The 21,207-nt window shown below is 70.4% G+C and carries 14 protein-coding genes and 1 tRNA gene; 12 read left to right on the top strand and 3 right to left on the bottom strand.

The features are described from left to right. Nucleotides 1–28 precede the first annotated feature (28 nt). The 3 genes from pabB (at nt 29) to eno (ending at nt 3,760) form a co-directional block, all read left to right on the top strand. The gene (gene pabB / locus GXY85_10055; protein NLW51166.1) at nt 29–1,414 is read left to right on the top strand and encodes an aminodeoxychorismate synthase component I; all 1,386 of its coding nucleotides are present in this window, start codon (nt 29–31) and stop codon (nt 1,412–1,414) included. Then, nucleotides 1,404–2,285, top strand: a complete 882-nt coding sequence (locus tag GXY85_10050; GenBank protein ID NLW51165.1) for a 4-amino-4-deoxychorismate lyase — start codon at nt 1,404–1,406, stop codon at nt 2,283–2,285. The genes pabB and GXY85_10050 overlap by 11 nt, the downstream gene beginning before the upstream one ends. A 158-nt stretch (nt 2,286–2,443) precedes the next feature. Next, on the top strand, nt 2,444–3,760 hold the full coding sequence (eno, locus tag GXY85_10045; protein ID NLW51164.1) for a phosphopyruvate hydratase: 1,317 nt from the start codon (nt 2,444–2,446) through the stop codon (nt 3,758–3,760). Nucleotides 3,761–3,770: 10 nt separating this feature from the next. Here eno and GXY85_10040 read toward each other — a convergent pair whose 3' ends face one another. Continuing rightward, a complete protein-coding gene (locus GXY85_10040) occupies nt 3,771–4,955 on the bottom strand; it encodes a glycosyltransferase (protein NLW51163.1) in 1,185 nt (394 codons plus the stop codon). Between the two features lie 194 nt (nt 4,956–5,149). Between GXY85_10040 and GXY85_10035 the strand changes: the two genes are divergently transcribed. Continuing rightward, nucleotides 5,150–5,875 (top strand): metallophosphoesterase family protein, encoded by a 726-nt coding sequence (locus GXY85_10035; GenBank protein ID NLW51162.1) that lies wholly within the window; start codon nt 5,150–5,152, stop codon nt 5,873–5,875. 6 nt (nt 5,876–5,881) lie between these two features. On the opposite strand, the gene aroE is transcribed toward GXY85_10035, so the two are convergent. After that, nucleotides 5,882–7,363: a shikimate dehydrogenase gene (gene aroE / locus GXY85_10030; protein ID NLW51161.1), complete on the bottom strand. Its 1,482-nt coding sequence runs from the start codon at nt 7,361–7,363 to the stop codon at nt 5,882–5,884. Between the two features lie 275 nt (nt 7,364–7,638). On the opposite strand from aroE, the gene secD reads away from it, so the two are divergent. Continuing rightward, entirely contained in the window at nt 7,639–11,511 is a 3,873-nt protein-coding gene (secD, locus tag GXY85_10025) for a protein translocase subunit SecD (GenBank protein NLW51160.1), read from the top strand. Between the two features lie 21 nt (nt 11,512–11,532). Here the strand turns inward: secD and GXY85_10020 are convergent, their stop codons facing one another. Beyond that, complete coding sequence (locus GXY85_10020) at nt 11,533–12,531, bottom strand: acetyl-CoA carboxylase carboxyltransferase subunit alpha (protein NLW51159.1); 999 nt, start codon at nt 12,529–12,531, stop codon at nt 11,533–11,535. Nucleotides 12,532–12,679: 148 nt separating this feature from the next. Between GXY85_10020 and ribD the strand changes: the two genes are divergently transcribed. The 7 genes from ribD to GXY85_09985 all read left to right on the top strand — a co-directional run bounded on the left by ribD (nt 12,680) and on the right by GXY85_09985 (nt 21,091). Next, nucleotides 12,680–13,855 (top strand): bifunctional diaminohydroxyphosphoribosylaminopyrimidine deaminase/5-amino-6-(5-phosphoribosylamino)uracil reductase RibD, encoded by a 1,176-nt coding sequence (gene ribD, locus GXY85_10015; GenBank protein NLW51158.1) that lies wholly within the window; start codon nt 12,680–12,682, stop codon nt 13,853–13,855. Next, nucleotides 13,849–14,913 (top strand): methyltransferase domain-containing protein, encoded by a 1,065-nt coding sequence (locus tag GXY85_10010; protein ID NLW51157.1) that lies wholly within the window; start codon nt 13,849–13,851, stop codon nt 14,911–14,913. Before ribD ends, GXY85_10010 begins: the two co-directional genes overlap by 7 nt. A 49-nt stretch (nt 14,914–14,962) precedes the next feature. Further along, on the top strand, nt 14,963–15,607 hold the full coding sequence (locus GXY85_10005; protein NLW51156.1) for an endonuclease III domain-containing protein: 645 nt from the start codon (nt 14,963–14,965) through the stop codon (nt 15,605–15,607). Between the two features lie 130 nt (nt 15,608–15,737). Continuing rightward, nucleotides 15,738–17,903, top strand: coding sequence for a protein kinase (locus GXY85_10000; GenBank protein NLW51155.1), 2,166 nt, complete (start codon nt 15,738–15,740; stop codon nt 17,901–17,903). A gap of 227 nt (nt 17,904–18,130) precedes the next feature. Further along, the gene (locus GXY85_09995; protein ID NLW51154.1) at nt 18,131–18,568 is read left to right on the top strand and encodes a hypothetical protein; all 438 of its coding nucleotides are present in this window, start codon (nt 18,131–18,133) and stop codon (nt 18,566–18,568) included. Between the two features lie 39 nt (nt 18,569–18,607). Next, nucleotides 18,608–18,682, top strand: a tRNA-Met gene (locus tag GXY85_09990). A 117-nt stretch (nt 18,683–18,799) separates the two neighbouring features. After that, complete coding sequence (locus GXY85_09985) at nt 18,800–21,091, top strand: PKD domain-containing protein (GenBank protein ID NLW51153.1); 2,292 nt, start codon at nt 18,800–18,802, stop codon at nt 21,089–21,091. The last annotated feature ends 116 nt before the right edge of the window (nt 21,092–21,207 follow it).

The raw sequence follows: 21,207 nt of genomic DNA, 5'->3' as shown, positions 1-21,207 counted from the left end.
TTTCCACACAACGAGGAGCGGGGATCGCGTGTACCGCCGCACGATCGAGCACCGCTGTCGCCCGTTCGCGTGGTTGCGGGCGGCGGCCGGGCGGCCGTACCCGGCCCTGCTGGAGAGCGCACAGTGCGGCGTCCCGATGGGACGCTACTCCATCTGCTGCTGGAGCCCGTTTCAGGTGCTGCGCTGTGTGGACGGCACGGTGCTGGCGGACGACCTGCGGACGGGTGCTCGCCGCGTCCTGCCGGGCGATCCGTTCCGGGTCCTGGCGCGCGAGTTCGATGCCCATCGACTCGAGGCAGCGGGCTTCGACCTGCCGTTCGCCGGCGGGGCGATCGGCTACTTCTCATACGACCTGCGCCACCGGATCGAGCGGCTGCCCCGGCTCTGCAGCGCCGACGTCCCGGCGCCCGAGTTCGTCCTGGCCTTCTACGACGGAGGCCTCGTGTTCGACCACGTCGCAGGCGTGACCGAATGGGCCGGGCGGTGCGCGGCCGACGGGGACCTGCCGGCGCCCGTCGACTCCGAGGCGCCGCTCGCCGTCGCCCCGGTGCGGCTCCGGCCGGACGTCTCCCGAGCGCGCTATCTGGCCGCCGTGGAGCGGGTGAAGGAGTACATCGCGGCCGGCGACATCTTCCAGGCCAACCTGTCCCAGCGATTCAGCGGAAGGTGCCCGTCGGACGGGCTGGCCGTCTACTCGCGCCTGCGCGCGGTGAACCCCGCGCCGTTTGCCGCCTACCTGCGCTACCCGGAACTGGAGGTCATGTCGTCGTCGCCGGAGCGGTTCCTGCTGGTCGACGGCGACGGCGTCTCGACCTGCCCCATCAAGGGCACCCGCCCGCGCAGAGAGGGAGACGACGCGTTCAACCGCCGCATGGTCCGCGAACTGCGGACCTCGGCCAAGGACCATGCCGAACTGGCGATGATCGTGGACCTGGAGCGAAACGACCTGGGGCGCGTCTGCAGCTACGGGTCGATCCGTGTGGCTGAGCATGCGGCGGTGGAGGCCCATCCGACCGTGCTCCACCTGGTCTCGACCGTCGTGGGGCGGCTGCATCGACCGACCCACGACGAGTTCTCCCTGATTCGCGCGGCCTTCCCGGGCGGCTCCATCACCGGCGCCCCCAAGATCCGCGCCATGGAGATCATCGAGGAACTCGAGCCCCACGCCCGCAACGTCTACACCGGTGCCATCGGCTACGTCTCCTTCCACGGCCGGATGGACCTGAACATCGCCATCCGGACGATGGTGCGCGCGCACGGCCGCGTGCACGTGCACGTGGGCGGCGGCATCGTGGCGGACTCGGTGCCGGCCCTGGAGTACCAGGAGACGCTCCACAAGGGTCTGGCGCTCTTCGAGGCGCTGCGGGCGCCGAATCTCGACGCGCTGACGGAGGCCGCGTTCGATGGACAGTGACCGCCTGTGGGTGAACGGGGGGATCGTGGCCAGGGATGCGCCCGTCCTGAGCGCCCTCGATCGCGGGTTCCTGTATGGCGACGGCTTCTTCGAGACCACGCGCATCCTCCAGGGGCGGCCGCTGTTCCTGGGGCTGCATCTGGCCCGGCTGGCCGCCTCGTGCACGGACACGGGCTTCGGATGGTCGCCGGACGCCGGGGTGGTGAGGTCCGCCGTGCACGACCTGATCGCCGCAAACCGCGTGCAGGACGGCTACCTGCGCATCACCGTCAGCCGGGGGGCGCATGCAGGGGTGCTGACGGACCTGACGGCGGCGCAGCCGACGCTCGTGGTCGAGGCGCGCCCCGCAGACATCGCCCCGCTGGCCGTCCCGTCGCCCCTGTGCCTCGCGCGGTCCGAGTGGCGCCGCAACGAGCGTTCGCCGCTCGTGCGCCACAAGGCCCTCAGCTACATGGACAACGTGCTGGCCCTGGCGGCCGCCCGGCGGCGCGGGGCGGACGAGGTCTACTTCCTGAATTCGCAGGCCCGACTGACCGAGGGCGCTACCAGCAACCTCTTCTGGGTCAGGCGGGGCGCCGTGCACACCCCCGCCGTCGGATGCGGGCTGCTGCCGGGCATCACGCGCGGGATCGTGCTGGACATCTGCAGGGAGGAGACCCTGCCGGTCCGGGAAGGCGCGTTCCCGGACGCCGACTTGATCGAGGCCGAGGAGGTGTTCTGCACGAACGGCCTGCGCGGCGTGATGGGGGTTCGGAGCCTCCTGGACCCCCCGCACGCCTTTCCCGCGGACGCCCCGGTGACGGCCGCCATCCGCCGCGCCTACGTGGAACGCGCCCTCGGCGGCGAGCGCCCCTGCCTGCAGCCGCCATGAGGGGATCCCGCACAGACCCGTGTGCCGGGCATTCGTTTGACTTGTCGGGGCGATTCGGATAACTACTCGGAGGGCGGATTCCGCCCGCAGGCCACCGGGGGCGCCGTCGGCGTCCGGTCCATACCTCAGCATCACACGCACTGGGAGCAGAGAGCATCATGACGGAGATCATCGGCGTGAAGGCGCGGGAGATACTGGACTCGCGCGGCAATCCGACTGTCGAGGTGGACGTGGAACTGGCCTCGGGCGGGTTCGGGCGGGCGGCTGTGCCCAGCGGCGCCTCCACCGGCGCCCACGAGGCCGTTGAGATGCGCGACGGCGACAAGGCGCGCTACGGCGGCAAGGGCGTCCTGCAGGCGGTCGAGAACGTCAACAAGGTCATCCAGCCGCAGATCTACGGCATGGACGCCGTCAACCAGCGCGCGATCGACGAGATGATGATCGCCCTGGACGGCACGCCGAACAAGGGCAACCTGGGCGCCAACGCCATCCTGGGCGTATCGCTGGCCGTGGCGAAGGCGGCGGCCGACGCACTGGGCCTGCCGCTCCACCGCTACATCGGCGGGACCAACGGCCGCTGCCTGCCGGCGCCGATGATGAACATCCTCAACGGCGGCAAGCACGCCGACAACAACGTGGACCTGCAGGAGTTCATGGTGATGCCCGTGGGCGCCGAGACGTTCGCTGAGGCGCTGCGCATGGGCGCGGAGGTCTTCCACGCGCTCAAGAAGGTTCTCGCCAAGGCCGGCAAGAGCACGTCGGTGGGCGATGAGGGCGGCTTCGCACCCGACCTGGGCAGCAACATCGAGGCGCTGCAGCTCATCGTGCAGGCGATCGAGGCCGCCGGCTACGCGCCGGGCGAGCAGGTCTTCATCGCGCTGGACCCCGCCGCCAGCGAGTTCTTCGGCTCCGACGCAAAGGGCCAGGGCATCCAGGCCGCAGGAAAATACGTGCTGGCCGCCGAGGGCGACGGCAAGCAGGTCAAGACGTCCGCCGACATGGTGGAGTTCTACGCCGGGCTCTGCGAGCGGTTCCCGATCCTCTCGATCGAGGACGGCCTGGCCGAGGACGACTGGGACGGCTGGAAGGCCCTGACGGACGCGATCGGCGCGAAGGTGCAACTGGTGGGCGACGACCTGTTCGTGACCAACGTCGAACGGCTGCGCCGGGGCATCGAGGCGGGCGTCGGCAACTCGATCCTGGTCAAGGTGAACCAGATCGGCACGCTGAGCGAGTCGCTGGACGCCATCGAGACGGCCCACAAGGCCGGCTATACGGCCGTGGTGAGCCACCGGTCCGGCGAGACCGAAGACGCCACGATCGCCGACATCGTGGTGGCCACCAACGCGGGACAGATCAAGACGGGATCCGCGTGCCGCACCGACCGGATCTGCAAGTACAACCAGCTCCTGCGCATCGAAGAGGAGCTGGGCGACGTGGCGACCTACGGCGGCCGGTCTCTGGCGGCCCGCTGACGCGCGGCCGTCAGTCGCCTCGCCCGGAGGGCAGCAGACGTTCCCGCATGTAGCCGACACCGGCCAGGAGCCACCAGGCGAAGCCGAGCAGGAAGACGGGCAGGGCAGAGCGGGCGCCCCGCGGCAAGCGCAGCGTCCGCCACGCCCCCTGGCCGGCCGTGCGGGCGACCAGCAGCAGGTAGGAGGCCGTCGTCGAGCCGAGCAGACACCACTGCCGGATGATGGCCGGGTGCATCCCCTTGCCGAACAGGCCGGGTGCCCAGTCCTCCCTCACCAGCAGCATGACGGCCGCGTAGACGGCCAGGTTCACTGCCATGACCGGGACGTCCACCCCGAGCACGGGGACGCGCAACGCCAGAAACGCCCCCCAGACGAGCAGCAGGAGCGCAAGCGCCACGCCGATCGGCAGGCTCAGCAGACCCACCGGCAGCAGCAAGAGCGAGACGGCGGCCCCCGCGTGCACCCCCGCGTTGAGCCAGTGCATGTCATGGAGTTTCTCCAGCGCCGCATCGGCCGCCCCGTATTGCAGGGCCCGCCGCAACGCCGCCCCGAGACGGCGACCGGCAGGGGGCGTCTGTCGGCTGACGACGACCCTGTCGCTGAGCACCATCGAGAAGCCCGCATCGGCCATCTTGATCGACATGTCCACCGCCTCGCCCGGGTGGGGCAGATGATCGGTGTCGAAGTAGCCGACGTCCGCCAGCACGCTGGCCCGGTAGGCATCGCACTGGTGGCTGACGGTCTCGACCGGGACGGGGTGGTCCCGGTGATTGCGCCGGATTGCCGGCCGGACCGAATCGAGCAGGCACGCCGCAAGCCCCGGCCGCGTCTCCGGGGCCGGGACCGTCTGGCTCACCACCACGCCCACGCTCTCGTCCTCGAACAGATCCAGCATGCCCTGCAGCCAGCCCGTGCCTGACGGCACGCAGTGGGGCATCAGCAGCACCTTGACGTGCCCGCGGGCCGCCCGCATGCCGTCGTTGATCAGCATGCCGGGGTGGCCGGCCCGGCGTCCGCGCATGACGCGCAGTTCCTCCGAACCCCGGGGCAGATCGCTCTCGGGCACGGCGGGGTCGCTGACGATGATGATCTCCTTGCGCACGGCCTCCTGGCGCAGGACGCGGTCAAGGCACCGGCCCAGCGACGTGCAGCCCGGGCCGACGGGAATCACGACGGAGGCGACAAGGTCACTCATGGGCTGCGCCGTTCGTCTCGACTTGAAGGTGGCGAAGCATGCCGGTCCGGCAATAGTGCCGCAAACCCGCCGGCCTTGTCAATTGCGCGCGAGCTGCCGTACGCCCGCGCCGGGCCGCTTGCGTTTGCCTCGCCCGTTCGCGGCGAGTACAATGCAGGCACTTCCCATGTGGTGCGGGGAACATCCTGGAGGGGATGGTGCGATACGCGGTCCTGGCGGATATCCACGCCAATTTGCAGGCGCTGGAGGCGGTATGTGCCGACGTGCGCCGCGCCGGTGCCGAGAGGATGCTGTGTCTGGGCGACATCGTCGGCTACGGCGCCGATCCGCGTGAATGCCTGCAGATGGTGCGCGATCTGAATGCGACGATCGTCGCGGGCAACCACGACTGGGCAACCGTCGGCCGGCTGAACGTGGACTACTTCAACTCGGATGCCCGCGACTCGGTCCACTGGACGCGAAGCGTGCTCAGCACCGACGAAGTGGCCTTCCTGAAGAACCTCGACCTGATCAACGTTCTCGACGGTGTCACTCTCGTGCACGGCAGTCCGTTCAGCCCCGACTGCTTCGAATACATCCAGACCAACTACGACGTCGAGGTCGCCTTCGAACACCTGGCGACCCCCCTCTGCTTCGTCGGGCACTCGCACGTGCCCGTGATCTTCGAGCACACCGACCCGGTGGACTACTTCGTGCGCGACGAGTACGAAGTGCCGGACGACAGGCAGGTCATCGTCAACGTCGGCAGCGTCGGCCAGCCGCGCGACCTGGACCCCCGCGCGTCCTACGTCGTCTATGACGACCGCGAACGCACGGTCACCACACGGCGCGTCGAATACGACGTCTCCACGGCCTCGTCCCGCATCGTGGAGGCGGGCCTGCCCTCCACGAACTCGGTCCGCATCGTCCTCGGCCGCTGAGCGCCCTCATCCCGCGCCCTGCAGGCGGGCGCGCACGACCTCGGCCATGAGCGCGCGCGGCGCGCACAGCCCCGTCCAGATCCGGAACTGCGCGGCCGCCTGGCCCACGAACCACTCCAGCCCGGCCGCCGTCACGGCCCCGGCCGCCTCCGCTTCCGCCAGGAGGCGCGTGCGGATGGGATTGTAGACCGAATCGAAGACGACCATGCCCTCGCGCAGCATCCCGCAAGGCACCGGGGTGTCGTCCACGCGCGGCCACATGCCCACGGACGTGCTGTTGACGATCACGTCGGGGCGCAGCGCGGGCATCTCGGCAATCGGGCACCAGTCGACTCCGACCTGCCCGGCCAGGGCGCGCGCACGGGCGGCCGTACGGTTCGCGATCACCAGGCGGCCCACCCGCCCGCGCAGGCCGCACGCGATGGCCCGCGCGGCGCCGCCGGCTCCTACCAGCAGGACCGTGCGGGCCGAGAGCGGCTCGAGCCGGGCGCGGCGCACGGCCCCCTCGATGCTCTCCACGGCCGCCGCCACGTCCGTATTGACGCCGTAGCGACGGCCGTCGCGCAGGTCGACCGTGTTGACGGCGCCGATTTCGGCCGCCAGGCTCTCCACCTCGTCCATGAGGGGCAGCACGGCCTCCTTGTGCGGCAGGGTCACGCTGAGACCGCGCAGGTCGAATGGCGTGAACGCCTCCAGGAACCGGGCGGGGTCGAGGACCCTGAACGGCAGGTACACGGCGTTCAGGCCGGCATGCGCGAAGGCCGCATTGTGCACGGCCGGGCTCATGCTGTGCATGACGGGATCGGCGACGACCCCGTAGACGGCCGTGGAGGCGTCGACCGAGCGGATGCGGTACATGTTCAGCATCCCGTCCAGCGTGACCTGCCCCGGGGCGGACTCGCGGCCCGGCTCGGCGCTGGCAAAGGTCAGGAAGGCGCCGTACTTGGGCGCCAGCACGCGGCTGGCCACGCCGGCCTCGCCCATGCTGAGGGCGATCACGGGCGTGCGGCGGGCCTCGCGCTGCAGAAGCGAGAGCACCGGGGCGACGTCGGCGGCGTCTGCCGCCGTCACGGCGATTTTGGCCACGTCGGCGCCGGCGTCCCGCAGCCGGCGGAGCAGGGCGGGCAGGTCGGCCGGCGTGCCCTGCGTGTCGTGGCGGCTGACGATGCGCCGGCAGCCGGCCGGCAGCTCTCCGAGCGCGCCGACCGCGTCCAGTTCCACGTCCACGAACTCGGCCCCCTGTTCGGCCGCCCGCCTCAGCAGGGCCAGGCGCTGGGCCTCCGGGGCGGTGCAGGCACCGCCCTCGCGCACGGGGCGGTTCGTCACGATGACGCAGCGGTCCCGGCCGGCCAGGAGTCGCTCCGGGTCGCAGCCGGCCATCATGTCGAGCCGCAGCTCGACGATGTCCACCTCGCGCGGCAGGGAGCGCATGCGGGCGAGTGCGGACTCGGTGTCGTTTTCGGTAATGGGGACGCAGAGCTTCGTCACGGGCCATCCTCCGGGGTCGGGCTGGTGCCGGGCGGCACGGCGGAACGGATTATACCGGGCGCGGGCGTGGGTTTCATGGGCGTCCGTGTGTGTGTCCGTGTGTCCGTGTGTGTCCGTGCCGGCATGGGCGGCAGCACCGCATCGCTTGAGTTGGCGGGCACGAAATGGTATGATTCGACGATTCTTCGGGTCTCGAACTGCGGCGGGCGTGCCGCGCCGTTCGGTTCCCTCCGGGCCGTGCCGCCCCGGTTCCATTTTCACAGAATGCCCACGCCATGTCCGGCCGTGCGACCAAGTGGATCGTGTTCGTCGTTCTGCCCCTGCTCCTGGCCCTCTACGTGAGTTACCCGCCGGTCGGCGTGGTCGTGAAGAGGTACGTGGCCGAGGTGCACACGGCGGCCACCGCCGAGGAAGCCGCCCGGCACCGCGTGGCGGAGGGTGAGGAATACGAGGTCGTCCGGGAGGTCAAGGAACGCAGCTTCCTGCCGCTGGCCATGGGCAAGAGGGACGTCGAGCGGCGCTTCCTGGAGCGGCTCGAGGACGGCACCGTGCTCTACGAGGTGTCGCAGACGGTGCCGGGGCGCGTGAAGCTGGGCCTCGACGTGGCGGGCGGCACGGAACTGCTCTACCAGCTTCGCCAGGCGGAAGGCCAGGCCCTCGGCGGCAGCCAGGCGGCCACGATCGACATCCTCAAGAAGCGGATCGACCCGAGCAACGTCAAGGAGTACCGGATCCAGCCTCTCGAGAACTCCCGGATCCTCATCCAGGTGCCACAGGCCACGGCGTCGGAGGTGGCGCAGCTCAAGAACCGGCTGCAGCGGATGGGCCGGCTGGAGTTCCGCGTCGCCGTGCCACGCCCCGATGACGGCGACGTGACCGAGCCGCGCTTCCTGCAGTATTACGAAGAGGCCCAGGCCGGGAACGTCCCGGATGAGTTCGTCAAGATGCATGTCGACGGCGACCCGGCGGCACGCTACTACCTCGTGCGCAAGGGCGATCCGGCCATCACGGGCCAGTACCTGGATCCGGGCGCCGTGAGGCCGACGACCGAGCAGTACCGCCCCGCCATCGCGTTCCAGTTCAACGCACTGGGCATGCGCAGGTTTGCCGGCATCACGGAGCGCAATCAGGGCTGGAGCCTGGCCATCGTCCTGGACGGCGTGCTGCGGAGCGCGCCGCGGATCCGTGAGCGCATCTACGGGCCGGGCGTCATCAGCGGGAACTTCACGCAGCAGGAGGTCGCCGACATCGTCAACGTCCTGCAGGCGGGCAGCCTCCCGATGGACATCGACCTGCTCCAGGAGAACACGGTCGGGCCGCAGCTCGGGCGCGACAGCATCCGTAAGGGCCTCCGATCGCTCGCGGTCGCCGGCCTCCTCGTGCTGGCGTTCGTCGGCGTCTACTACCTGCGCTGCGGGCTCGTGGCCGACGCCGCCCTGGTGCTCAACCTGGTCTTCCTCGTCGGCGTCCTGTCGTTCCTCGGGGCCGCGCTCACCCTGCCGGGCATGGCGGGCATTCTACTGACGGTGGGCATGGCGGTGGACGCGAACGTGCTCATCTTCGAACGCATCCGTGAGGAGTCCGGGGCCGGCAAAGGGGTCCGCATGGCCCTGCGCAACGGGTATGAGCGGGCGTTCACCACGATCGTCGACTCCAACGTCACCACGCTCCTGACCGGGCTCATCCTCTACCTGATCGGCACGGGGCCGGTGCGAGGGTTCGCCGTCACCCTCTCGTTCGGCATCCTGCTGAGCATGTTCACCGCGGTGGTGCTGACGCGCCTGGCGTTCGAGACGTTCGTGGAGCGCGAATGGCTCACAGCGTTCAAGATGCGGAGTTGGATCGGCACGCCGACGATCGACTTCGCCCGCCTGCGCCGGCCGGCGCTCATCGCCTCCGCCGTGCTGCTGTTCGTGGGCATGGCGGCGTTCTTCACGCGCGGGGCGGAACTCTATGACATCGACTTCACGGGCGGTTCCCTGGTGCAAATCTCGCTGGCGCGGCCGACGCCCGTGAGCGAGGTCCGCGCCCTGCTGGCCGATGGCGGATTCCCGAGGGCGGAGGTGCAGGCCGTTCGCACGGAGGACTCGACCGCCGAGGGTGCGACCGCCTTCGGCATCCGCATCAAGGGGGCGGGCATCGAGACCGACGAACTGCTCGCCGAGCTGCGGCAGAAGCTGCAGGCCGCCGGGCTCCCGCCGGCGGACGACGGGCTGAAGATCACCGGCGACGGCCGGGCCGTCTTGCTGACTGCGCCGCGTGCCCTGACGGAGATGGAACTGCGCCAGGCCCTGGGAGAGGGAGGCGATCCCTACGCACTGGCCGACATCGGCGCGATCACCCCGGCCGAATCGGCCCCCACACGACACGTCACCGTACGGGCTCCGATCGGATCGGCCGCCGCGCGGCAGCCCGGGCTGCCGGGCCGAATCCTCCGAACGCTGGCCTGGGCCGGCCTGGAGCGCGCTCAGCTCGCCATCATCGAGACCGGACCGCCGGCCGGCGACGGCCCGGCCGCAACCATGCCCTTTGTGCTCGATGGCGCCGTGCAATCCGAAGTGCTCGTCCTCGAACTGGAGCGGCGTCAGTTCGGCGGCATCGCCGTGGAGCGCGAGGGCGACGAGGGCGGGCGTTTCCGCCTCGTCGGAGCCCGGAAGCGGCTGGAGGACCTGCGACGCGAGCTGCCCGTGGGGGCGACGCTCAGCATCCCGTTGGCCGAGGTCCATCCGGACGGCGTCACGGCCCGCCTGGCCGTTGAGATGGACGAGCAGGACGTGCGCGCCCGCCTTGAGCAGCAGGCACTGGGCGACCTGCTGGTGATCTCGCTGGACGCACGCAGCCCATCCTATCGCATGGCCATCGACGTCGGGCAGGTCCGCGAGCAGATGGAGGCCATCTTCGCTCATCTGGCTCCGTCGCCGTCGGCCGTCACGTTCGCGCCCGTCGAGGGGGCGGCGTCCGAAGGGCACGTGCTGGTGAGGATGAAGCTCGGCCAGCCGATGGCGTTCGAAGACGTTCGCTCGCAGATGGAGGACAGCGGGCTGATGTCCCGCGGCGAGATCATCGTCGGCGCGACCGACTACGCGCCGGGGGTGGTGGTCTCCGACCTGACCCTCCGGCTGCCCGCCGGCGAGGCCGAGGCTCTGCAGGCAAGCCTTCAGGACGCGCTGGGCCGGCCGCAGGCCGTTCAGCAGGTGGTCCGGATCGGCGCCACCGTGGCCCAGGAGATGCAGGGAAAGGCCCTGCTCGCCGTCGTGTTCGCCTCGGTCATCATCGTGCTCTACGTGGCCGTGCGGTTCCATGCATTCCGCTTCGGCTTGGCCGCCGTCGTGGCCCTGCTCCATGACGTCGTCGCCACGGCCGGCCTCGTCGCGCTGGCGGACTGGGTCGGTGGGTTCGGCGACGTGAAGATCAACCTGGCCATGCTCGCAGCGTTCCTGACGATTCTCGGCTACAGCATCAACGATACGATCGTCGTCTTCGACCGCATCCGGGAGAACATGGGTTCGCTCGGACGCAAGGCGGTCGACGGCGATCTGATCAACCTGAGCATCAATCAGACGCTGAGCCGCACCGTCCTGACGTCTGTGACCACGCTCATCGTGGTTCTGATCCTCTATGTGATGGGCGGGTCGGTCCTGCAGGGAGTGGCCCTCACACTGACGATCGGCGTGGTCATCGGCACCTACTCGAGCGTGTTCATCGCGAGCCCCATCCTGCTGGACTGGCCGCGTCTGTTCGCCGTGGAGCCGCGGGTGCCCGGCGTGGCGCGTTTCTACGGAGTTCTGATGATGCTGGGTGGCCCCCTGGCGGCGTTCGTGGGCGGCGTCGGCGCCGTGGTGCATCTGCTGAAAGGCAGCCCTGCAAGTGCGGGCCTCTACCTGCTCATCTGGCTGGTGCCCGGCGTGCTGGCCTGCCTGGTGGGCAGGGGACTGCGTCGGGGCCGCGGGGGGGCCGTGGGCGGACTGATCGCGCTGGCCGCGGTGGCGCTGGTACAGCTCGGGGCGATGGCCGGGCTGCACTGGTACGGCCTGGGCCTCGGGTCCGGTTCGGACGTGACGCTGCTGCTGGCGCTCTGGGCGCTTGCCTGTCTGCCGCCCGTGGTCAGCGCCCTGCGCCACAGGGACGTATTCCGGACGGCCGCCTGACGGCCCGGACCGGCCCGGACGCTACGGCTCAGGGGTGGCCGGGGAGGGTTCGGTGTAGACGCCGATGGCCCGATATCGCCGGTAACGCTGCTCCAGCAGGTCATCGATCGGCAGGGCCGTCAGTTCGTCGAAGGCGGCCGTCAGGTAGGCCTCCACGTTCCGGGCCGTCTGATGGGGATCCCGATGGGCGCCGCCGAGGGGCTCGGCGATCACCGTGTCGATAATCCCGGCCTCCAGCATGTCGGCGGCCGTCAGCTTCATCACGTCGGCCGCCTCCGGGGCCCTGGCGCCGTCCTTCCAGAGGATGGCGGCGCAGCCCTCCGGGCTGATGACGCCGTAGTAGGCGTTCTCGAGCATGGCGAACCGGTCGCCGACGCCGATCCCCAGGGCGCCGCCGCTGCACCCTTCGCCGGTGACCAGCACCACGATGGGTACGCGCAGGCCGGCCATGGTGAAGATGTTCTCGGCAATCGCCATCGCCTGGCCCCGCTCCTCGGCCCCGACGGCCGGGGCGGCCCCCGGCGTGTCGATCAGGCACAGGACCGGCAGGCCGAACTTCTCCGCCAGCCGCATCTTCTGCAGCGCCTTGCGGTAGCCCTCCGGCTGCGGCATGCCGAAGTTCGCCGCCATCTTCTCCCGGGTCTCCTTGCCCTTGCGCTGGGCGATGACCAGCAGGCGATGCCCCTCCAGCCGGCCCAGGCCGGTGACGATCGCCGGGTCGTCGCCGAAGCGCCGGTCGCCGTGCAGCTCCGCGAAGTCCGTCACCAGCATGTCGATGTAGTCCATCGGGTGCGGCCGCAGCGGATGCCGCGCCAGGCGCACCCTCTGGTACGCCGTCAGATTCGCGAAGGTCTCTTCCAGGAGCCGCCGGTGCTCGGCCTCGAGCGCCTCGAGCTTCGCCGCCACCTCGGGTTGATCGGCGTCGTCGCCTTCGGACAACGCCCGGATCTGCTTCTCCAACTCCAGGATGGGCTGCTCAAAGTCGTAGGCAAAGCGGTCATGCCTGGCGTTTGATGCCATGCCGTGGCCTTCCGAAGGAGTGGGAGAGCGTCTCTGCTGACTGGATTGCCAATTGTACCGGCCGTCCGGTTTTGAATCAAGGCGGCCCGGGCGGTATAATACCGCCTGCATTCGCGTGCGTGCCCGCCTGCCCGACCAGGGGTGTCCCATGGACTTTTCCGACGACGACCGTTCTGCCATGCGGCGCGCCCTCCACCTGGCGGAGCGGGGGCGCGGGTGGGTCGAGCCCAACCCGCTCGTCGGGGCGGTCCTCGTGCGGGAGGGACGTGCCGTCGGGGAGGGCTGGCACGAGCGTTTCGGCGGCCCGCACGCGGAGGTCAATGCGCTGGCCGCCGCCGGGGAGCGGGCGCGCGGCTCGACGCTCTACGTCACGCTGGAGCCCTGCGATCACGCGGGCAAGACGCCCGCCTGCGCGCCGGCCGTCGTGCGGGCCGGCGTCGCGCGCGTCGTCATCCCGCTTCGGGACCCGACGGCTGCCGACCCGGGCGGGGGAGTGGCCATCCTGCGGCGGGCGGGAATCGCGGTGGACGAGGGCCTGTGCGAAGACGAGGCGGCCCGTCAGAACGCGGCCTTCTTCAAGCTGGCCGCCGTCGGCCGCCCGCTCGTGACGGCCAAGTGGGCCATGAGCATCGACGGCCGGGCCGCCGCACGCACCGGCGATTCCCGGTGGATCAGCTCGGTCGAGTCCCGGCGCGACGTGCACCGCCTGCGGGGGCTCGTCGACTGCGTCCTGGTGGGGGCGGGGACCGCACGCGCCGACGACCCGCTGCTGACGTGCCGCGACGCGGAGCGGCGCCGTACGGCCGCGCGCCTGGTCCTCTGCGGCCGGCGGGCGCCGCGGCCGGATTCGCGGCTCGCGTGCACCGCGCGGGAGGCGCCCGTGCTGCTGGCCTGCGTGGATGGGGAGCCTCCGGAGGGCCTGCCGGCCCTGCAGGCCCTCGGTTGCGAGGTGCTGTCCCTGCCGCGCGGCGGGCCGGGGAGTCCGCGCGTCGACCCGGCGGCCCTGCTCGACGCACTGGGCGCACGCCGCATGGCCAACGTGCTCGTCGAGGGCGGGCCCGATGTGCTGGGGTCGTTCTTCGACGCGAAACTCGTCGACCGCGTGCTGGCCTATGTCGCGCCCCGTCTGATCGGCGGTTCCGGCGCCCTCGGGCCGGTGGGGGGGCAGGGGGTGGACGCCATGAGCGCGGTGCGGGACCTGGCCGATTGCGAAGTCGTTCGCGTCGGCCCCGACGTCTTGGTACGCGGGTGGGTCACCGCCCCACGGAACTGGATCGCGCGCGGGCAGCAGAAGGGCACTCCGCCAGGGAGTTCGGGATGCTGAACAGGGATGCCGTCGAAGGAACCGACCGGTATGTCGTCACCTGCCTGTACGGGCTGGAGGGCCTGCTGGCGGACGAGGTGCAGGAGCGGCTGCATGTGCCGGGCGAACGCCACTGGAGCGAAGTCGCCTTCCATTACGGCGGCGACCCCAGGCACGTGGGCGCCCTGCGCCTGGCCGGCAACGTCTTCCTGTGCATCGACCGCGTCCGCATCGGCCCGTCCCTGGCCGACCTGGCCCCGCTGACGGACCGCCTGCGTGCGCTTCCCCTGGCACGATGGGAGCGGCTGGCCGGCGCCTTCCACGACGAGGCGGCCGGGGAGATCGGCATCCGTGTCGACAGGAAGGGCGAGCACCGGTTCACATATGCGCAGGTCGAGGAGCTGGCCCTCGAGGCCGTCGCCACGGCCACCGGGCGCCGCACTACGCTGGAGGACCGGCCCCTTCAGTTGAAGGTGGACGTCCACAACGAGTGGTGCCGGCTCCTGGCGCGCCTGACGGTGCGCTCGCTGGCCGTGCGCGACTACAGGCGGTGCCACGCGCGCAGCGCGACGGACCCGACGCTGGCCGCCGCCATGGTGCGGATGACCGAGCCCAGGGGCGACGACGTCTTCCTGGACCCGTTCTGCGGAACCGGCTCGGTTGCCATCGAACGCTGCCTGGCCGGCGCAGCGCAGCGCGTGGTGGCGGGCGAGCGGAACGAACGCCGAATCGGCTGGGCGCGCACGAACGCACAGGCCGCCGGCGCCGACGTGCAGTTCGCCTGCTGGGACGCCGCCGCGCTGCCGTTCGCCGATCGGACGTTCTCGGCCGTTGCCGCCGTTCCGCCGCAGAGCGAGCCCTCAGGCGGGCGGCGCTGGCGGCCCGAGGAACTGGCCCCTCTGGTGCAGGAGAGCCTGCGGGTGCTCCGCTTCGAAGGCCGCATGGTCTGGCTGATGCAGCAGGGGGACCTGCTGCCCGAGGTGCTCAAGCGGGTGGCCCCGCACTGCCCGGTCTCGACGTTGGCCTGCAACTGGAAAGGCCGGCACTGGACCCTCTACCGGATCGAGAAGTCGTTCTGATCCCCCGAACACGGCCGATTCCATGCGCGACCCGATAGCCGGCTGCCTGATGCGCGTCTACGAAGCCCTGCGTGATGCGTTCGGACACCAGGGGTGGTGGCCGGCGAAGACGCCGTTCGAGGTCATGGTCGGCGCCATCCTCACCCAGCGCACGAACTGGAACAACGCCCGCACGGCCATCGAGCGATTGGGGGCGGCCGACCTGCTCAACGCCCACGCCCTGGCCGAGGCCAGGCCCGAGCGCCTGCAGGAACTGGTCCGCCCGTCGGGCTACTACAGGCAGAAGGCCGCGCGCCTGCAGGAACTGGCCCGCTGGCTTGTGAACCGCGCCGACGGTGACCCGAGCCAGGTCGTCGGCAACACGGCGGAACTGAGAACCGAACTGCTGAGCCTGCGCGGCATCGGCCCCGAAACGGCCGACAGCATCCTCCTCTATGCCCTGGGCCGTCCGACGTTCGTCGTCGACGCCTACACGGTCCGCATGGCCGTCCGCCACGGCCTGGTCGATACGGACTGCGACTACTTCGAGCTGCAGGAGCTTTTCGAGTCGCATCTGCCGCGCGATCCGGAGCTGTACAAGGACTACCACGCGCAACTGGTCGAACTCGGAAAACGCTACTGCCGCCCGCGACGCGCGTGCGCCGAATGCCCTCTGCGCGCACTGCCGGGCTTGCCGCCGCCCGGCGAGCCCTGAGGCTTCTGCCATGCCGATTATTGCGCACTTGATCGGCACCGGGCAGTTCCAGTAGAATTCCGGCGGCTTCGCGCGCCGAGTCGGGCGGCGCTGGTCAGGGCTTGGTGGAATCCGAACAGAAGGGAGCAAGATGGCTTCCCTGAGGTGTCCCTACTGCCGTGGCGAGTTCGAGTGGAACGAGGACATGGGGCAGGGGCGAGTCGCCTGCCCGTCATGCAGCCGGACGGTGGAGATCGTCCGCAAGAAGGGCACCAGGTCCGGCCAGACCGAGGTGCGCGTCGGGTCGACCGCCGGCTGGGGCACCGAGGGCTTCAGCAGCGCGGCGGCCCGCGCCGAGTACGGCGAGATCAAGAAGGGCGACCAGCTCGGCGGCTTCCGGGTGGAGGACATGGTCGGCGCGGGCGCGATGGCCGTGGTGTACCGGGCCACCCAGATATCGCTGGACCGCTCGGTCGCGCTGAAGATCCTGCCGAAGGAGTTCGCCAAGCGCCCATCGTTCGTGCGGCAGTTCGACAGCGAGACCGAACTGCTCGCATCGCTGAACCACCCGAACATCGTCAGCATCATCGACCGCGGCCACCAGGACGAGACCTACTACTTCGCCATGGAGTTCGTCGAAGGCACCACCTTCGGCGAACTGATCGCCTCCGGTCAACTGGACGAGGAGTTTTTCCTCCAGATCCTCGAACAGTGCTGCGATGCCCTCACCTATGCCCACTCCAAGGGCGTCGTGCACCGCGACCTGAAGCCGGCCAACATCATGCTGAACGAGAACGGCATGGTGAAGATCGCCGACTTCGGCGTGGCCGGCCTGATTGCCAGCGCCGACGAACAGGCGTCCGGCAAGAAGAAGGTGATGGGCACGCGCGGCTACATGCCCCCCGAGCAGGAGATGCACGTCAACCGCACGGACGAGCGGAGCGACATCTTCGCGATGGGGGCCGTCATGTACCGCGCCCTTGTGGGCAAGGTGCCCGACCGGCTGCCGCCGACGCCGCCCAGCCGCGCCAACCCGCGCGTCGACCCCCGTCTGGACCGCATCGTCCTGACCTGCCTGGCCGCGAGCCCGGACAAACGCTATCAGACGGCCCGCGAGCTGCTCGACGCCTTCCGCACCTACCGGCAGGATCTCGCCCGCGCCTACGAGGTCTGCCCCCAGTGCAAGAAGGAAAGCCCGCCCACCGCCAAGACATGCGTCCATTGCGGCGCCGATCTGTCGGCTCTCTTCGACTCGTGCCCCGAGTGCGGCGCCGATAACCGGATCGACCGCGACATCTGCACCTCCTGCGGCGTGAACCTCAGCGAGTTGCGCCGCCAGACCTCGATGAACATCGGCCGCACCGAAGAGCGGGCCCGCCGCCTGGCCGCCCGCCACAACTACAAGGGCGCCGTCAAGGCCCTCGAAGAGGTGCTCCGCACGCGGGAGAAGATGTTCCAGCGCGCGCGCGAACGGGCCCAACGCTTCATCGAGACCTACCGACAGGAGGAGCGCAAGTACTACCGCCAGCAGATCGCCGACGGAAAGCGGCTGGCCGCCGAGGGCCGTCTGGCCGACGCCCTGCCCATCCTGGAGTCCATCCCCGAGGAGTTCGGCCACCGGCAGGACGTCGAGGCCCAGTTGATCAACCTCAAGTCCCGCATGGCGCTGGCCCGCCAGAGGGTGGGCGCCACGCTCGACCTGATCAAGCAGCAGCAGTACGATGAGGCCGAGAAGGCGCTCAACGGCGTCGCCCAAACCTGGGTGGACTGCCCCGGCCTCGAGGACGCGCGCGCGCAGCTCCATGACGCGCGCGAGACCGACAGGATGGTGGAGTACGAACTGCGCGAGGTTCGGCGGTTCCTGGAGGAGGGCAAGACGACCGAGGCCCGCAAGGCCCTCGAATTCGCCAGCGCCACACGCCGCGACCACCCGCTGGTGCGCGAACTCCAGACCGCCATCGAACAGCAGTCCGGGCAGACGGTCCGCAAGAGCGCCTTCGCCCAGGGACGCAAGGCATTCGAGGAACAACGATACGCCGACGCCCTCGGCTACCTGAAGGCCGCACTCGAACTGACTCCCGAGGCGGACCCCGAGCGGCCCGCCATGGCCAAGATGCTGGCCGGCGCGCAGCGGTTCATCCGGGAAGCCGAAGAGAAAAAGAGGGAGGAGGCCCGCGTCGCGGCCGAACTGGCAGCCATCCGCGCCCGACGCGGCCCGTGGTACAAGCAGCCGCTGGTGCTCGTCCTGATCGGCTTCGGCGTGGCCATTCTGGGCGTCGGCGGCCTCGTCCTCTGGCTCGTCATGTCCACCGAATAGGGCCCCGCCGCACATGCCGCCGGGAGACCTGCTCCAGGCGGCGTGCTCTGGGCCCCATCTCCCTCCGGCCCGCGCGCGAATCTCGCACCGGTTGCCTGCTCCCACACCCATTTCCATCCAATCTGCTGTCTTGACTCGGTTCCGCCCGCTGGCGTAGTATGGGGTCATGGCTGTTGGGGGACGGACACTTCAGGCACCTGCATCTGATGCTGGGGAGGAAGTGCGCCATGACGAAGCCTTACCTGGGGATCTGGCTGGACCACAGGGAAGCCTACCTCGTGTGGATCGACGAGGACGGGGAAACGGACGTGCAGCACGCGGAAGTCGACCAGCCGAGGCATGGCCGATCCAGCGGACGGACGATCTCGGGGCGCAGAGGGGCATACGGGGGGCTCCCGCCCCATGCCGACCCGGAGGAGAAGCGGCAGATCCATGCGCACCGCCTGTATGAGAGGATCTGCCGGGCCGCCCGCACCGCGGAGAGCATCTACGTGTTCGGACCGGGCCAGGCGAAGAAGCAGCTCCTCAAGACGCTCAGGGAACACAAGGACTTCACGGGCCGCGTCCGCGCCCTGGACAGCGCCCAGAAGATGTCGGAAGCCCAGATGACGGCCCGCGTGCGCGAGGCATTCGATCTGCCCTACTCACCTGCCCGTTCGGCTTGACAGGCCGGGGCGTTACACGCTAACATGCAGGGCGTTGGTGGCGGAGTAGCTCAGGGGTAGAGCAGAGGATTCATAAGCCTCGGGTCGGGGGTTCAAATCCCTCCTCCGCTACCACCCCCTCTATTTGCCAGGCCCGCGGACGTGCCGTTCGGCGGTCGTCCCTTTGGCTCGGCCCCCTGTCCCTGCTATCATGCGGTCTGGCCCGCTGCACAGGACAGGGAGCGTGCGCGTATGGGAAGACCCCGTGCCGGGCGGCCCCTGGCGGTGGCCGTCCTTGCCATGCTGGTGACACTTGGCGGCGCGGCCGGCGCCCGGGAGGACTGGCATGCCCCGGACATGCCCTGCCGCCTGCTGCTCAGCGCGGTGCCCGCTGCCCGGCGGGGCGGACTCAATACGGTGCAGATCGACCTGGCCGAGCAGAGCGAGCGGTGCCGGCCGGACGGTGCGGACATCCGCGTGACGACCCCCGCAGGCCGTGCCGTGCCGCACCGAATCGAGGTGGGGGAGCAGGCGGCGTTTCGCGTCTACTTCCAGGCGCCCGAAGACTGCGATCACTTCCACCTCTACTACGGGAGCGGCGAGGCCCTGCCCGCCTCCGAGCCGTGGACCGAGACGCTGGGAGGGCTCTACCTCGAGACGCGCCCCCTCTCGCGTCCGCTGCGCCGTGCCGCCGAGCTGCCCGCCGCCGTGCGCCAGCATACCGAACGCCACGACCGTCAGCCCTGGAAGCAGGTGTGGGACCAGGAGAATCCCTTCGGCCCGGACGACCTCTACCTGAGCATCTACGAGGGCACGCTGTACTGCCCTGAGAGCGGGGACTACGTGTTCGCCGTCAGCTCGGACGATGGGGCGCTGTTCGGCATCGAGGGCACGGCCGACCTGCTGTGCTGGCGCGATCCCGGCGTGCTCGGCACCACCTGGCGCGACCCTGCCCACCCCCGGGCCGTGCGGAAGGTCCGGCTTGAGCGGGGCGTCTACCGCATCCACTACCACCACTTCGAAAACTACGGCGGGCAACTGGCCAAGCTGGGCTGGCAGACGCCGTCCTCGGACGCCATCGTGCTGATTCCCCCCGGCGCGTTCATCCATTACCTGCCGGCGGACATCGAAGGGCTGGAGATGCGCGACGACCCGCTCTCTCCCTTCTTCACAGCCACACACTGCTACACCGTCCGGATCAACGGCCGGGAGCCGGGCTTCCCCCGCTACCGCTTCGAGAGCCGCGTGGCCGCCGCGTCCTCCGACGGCAGTCTGGAATTCGAGTGGGACTTCGGCGACGGCACCGTGGCGACGGGTCCCGAGGTCATCCACGAGTTCGCCGGCACGGGGGCGCGCACCGTGACGCTGCTCGTGCGCGATGCCGACGGCCGGGAGGCGTCCGTCACCCGGCCGGTGTTCCCGGCGGCCCGGCCCACCAGCGAGGTGCTCCTGGAGGTGCAGTCGCGGCCGGCGTCCCTGTTTGCGCAGCCGGGGGACGTGCTGCCGCTGCAGGCCCTCGTGCTGCGGCAGGGGGGCGCCGAGCAGGAGTTCGTTCTGCAGGCCACCGTCCGGCGCGAAGGCCGCAACGACGCCGGCACGACCACCGTGCTGAACACGGTGCCCGGCACCGCAGGCGAATCGGCACGGTGGACCGCACTGCGGGTGCTCTTTCCGGTGCCGGAGGACGACGTGCGGGTCACCGTCTCGGCGCAGTTCCACGGGGTCGAGGTCGCGCGGGACGACCTCGTCGTGCTCGGCACCGACGGCGTGCTGCGCGATCTGGCCCTGGACGACTCTGGGGAACTGCGACGTGCCGGCGGCGCGCGGGTGGCCCTGCGGACCGCCGGCGCCACCCGCAGCGGCGCTTCGCCGCGCTGCCTGTGCGAGCCCGGGTCGACCACGGTCGACGTGCTCATCATCGACGACGCCCTGGGCGGCCCTCCCGGCAGCCCGGCCCGGACCTACGGCGAGTTCCTGGCCGAGGCCCTCGAGGGCCTCTACAGCGGCCTTCGCTTCGTCCCTCGCCGCGCCGCCGCGCCGCAGAGCGCCGGCATCCAGCCCATGGCCGGCTTCCTGCACGTGGCGTCCACGCTGGCGCGGAGCAGCCCGAACCTCGTCATCCTCGTCTGCCAGCCGGACACGGTCATCAACGGCACACCCGTGGACGAATTCGAGGCCGCTCTCTCGGCCGCCCTGGACCAGGTACTGGTGCGCAGCCGGGCGGAAGCGGTCCTGGTGGGGCCGCCGCCGGTGCCCGGCCGGCCCGACGCTTCGAGGGCCTACGCGGCGGCGGCCAAGCGGCTGGGGCTGCGCAAGGGGGTGCCGGTGGTGGATCTCTACTCGCGCTTTCGGCTGATGCCGGACTGGGAGGCACTGTTCCAGCCCCCGGACGGGCAGGGGACCACGTACCTCGTGCACCCGAACGAGCAGGGGCAGCGGATCATCGCGCGCGAGATCATGACGGCGGTCACCGAGTGCTGCCACGAGGGCTTCTCGGCGGCCGTGCGCCATGCGGCCTACTGGGGCGAGAGCGGCGGATCGTAGCCTCCTCTGCCAATATGACAGACCGGCAACGCCGGGTCTGCCACCTCGGCCGGGTGGGCGCGGGGTGGGGCGGAGGGGCCGCCGGGCGGGCGGGGACTTGTGCCGGCAGGCGGCAA

It is taken from the genome of Candidatus Brocadiaceae bacterium, from assembly GCA_012728835.1.
In the GTDB taxonomy this organism is placed as follows: Bacteria; Planctomycetota; Brocadiia; order SM23-32; family SM23-32; genus JAAYEJ01.
This window is presented reverse-complemented; position numbering and strand designations above follow the sequence as displayed.

Coding starts and splice junctions, on each gene's coding strand:
- secD (NLW51160.1), top strand. CDS start 7,639: ATGTCCGGCCGTGCGACCAAGTGGATCGTGTTCGTCGTTCTGCCCCTG.
- GXY85_09995 (NLW51154.1), top strand. CDS start 18,131: ATGACGAAGCCTTACCTGGGGATCTGGCTGGACCACAGGGAAGCCTAC.
- GXY85_10010 (NLW51157.1), top strand. CDS start 13,849: ATGCTGAACAGGGATGCCGTCGAAGGAACCGACCGGTATGTCGTCACC.
- GXY85_10000 (NLW51155.1), top strand. CDS start 15,738: ATGGCTTCCCTGAGGTGTCCCTACTGCCGTGGCGAGTTCGAGTGGAAC.
- GXY85_10050 (NLW51165.1), top strand. CDS start 1,404: ATGGACAGTGACCGCCTGTGGGTGAACGGGGGGATCGTGGCCAGGGAT.
- ribD (NLW51158.1), top strand. CDS start 12,680: ATGGACTTTTCCGACGACGACCGTTCTGCCATGCGGCGCGCCCTCCAC.
- eno (NLW51164.1), top strand. CDS start 2,444: ATGACGGAGATCATCGGCGTGAAGGCGCGGGAGATACTGGACTCGCGC.
- GXY85_10035 (NLW51162.1), top strand. CDS start 5,150: ATGGTGCGATACGCGGTCCTGGCGGATATCCACGCCAATTTGCAGGCG.
- GXY85_09985 (NLW51153.1), top strand. CDS start 18,800: ATGGGAAGACCCCGTGCCGGGCGGCCCCTGGCGGTGGCCGTCCTTGCC.
- GXY85_10005 (NLW51156.1), top strand. CDS start 14,963: ATGCGCGTCTACGAAGCCCTGCGTGATGCGTTCGGACACCAGGGGTGG.
- GXY85_10040 (NLW51163.1), bottom strand. CDS start 4,955: ATGAGTGACCTTGTCGCCTCCGTCGTGATTCCCGTCGGCCCGGGCTGC.
- GXY85_10020 (NLW51159.1), bottom strand. CDS start 12,531: ATGGCATCAAACGCCAGGCATGACCGCTTTGCCTACGACTTTGAGCAG.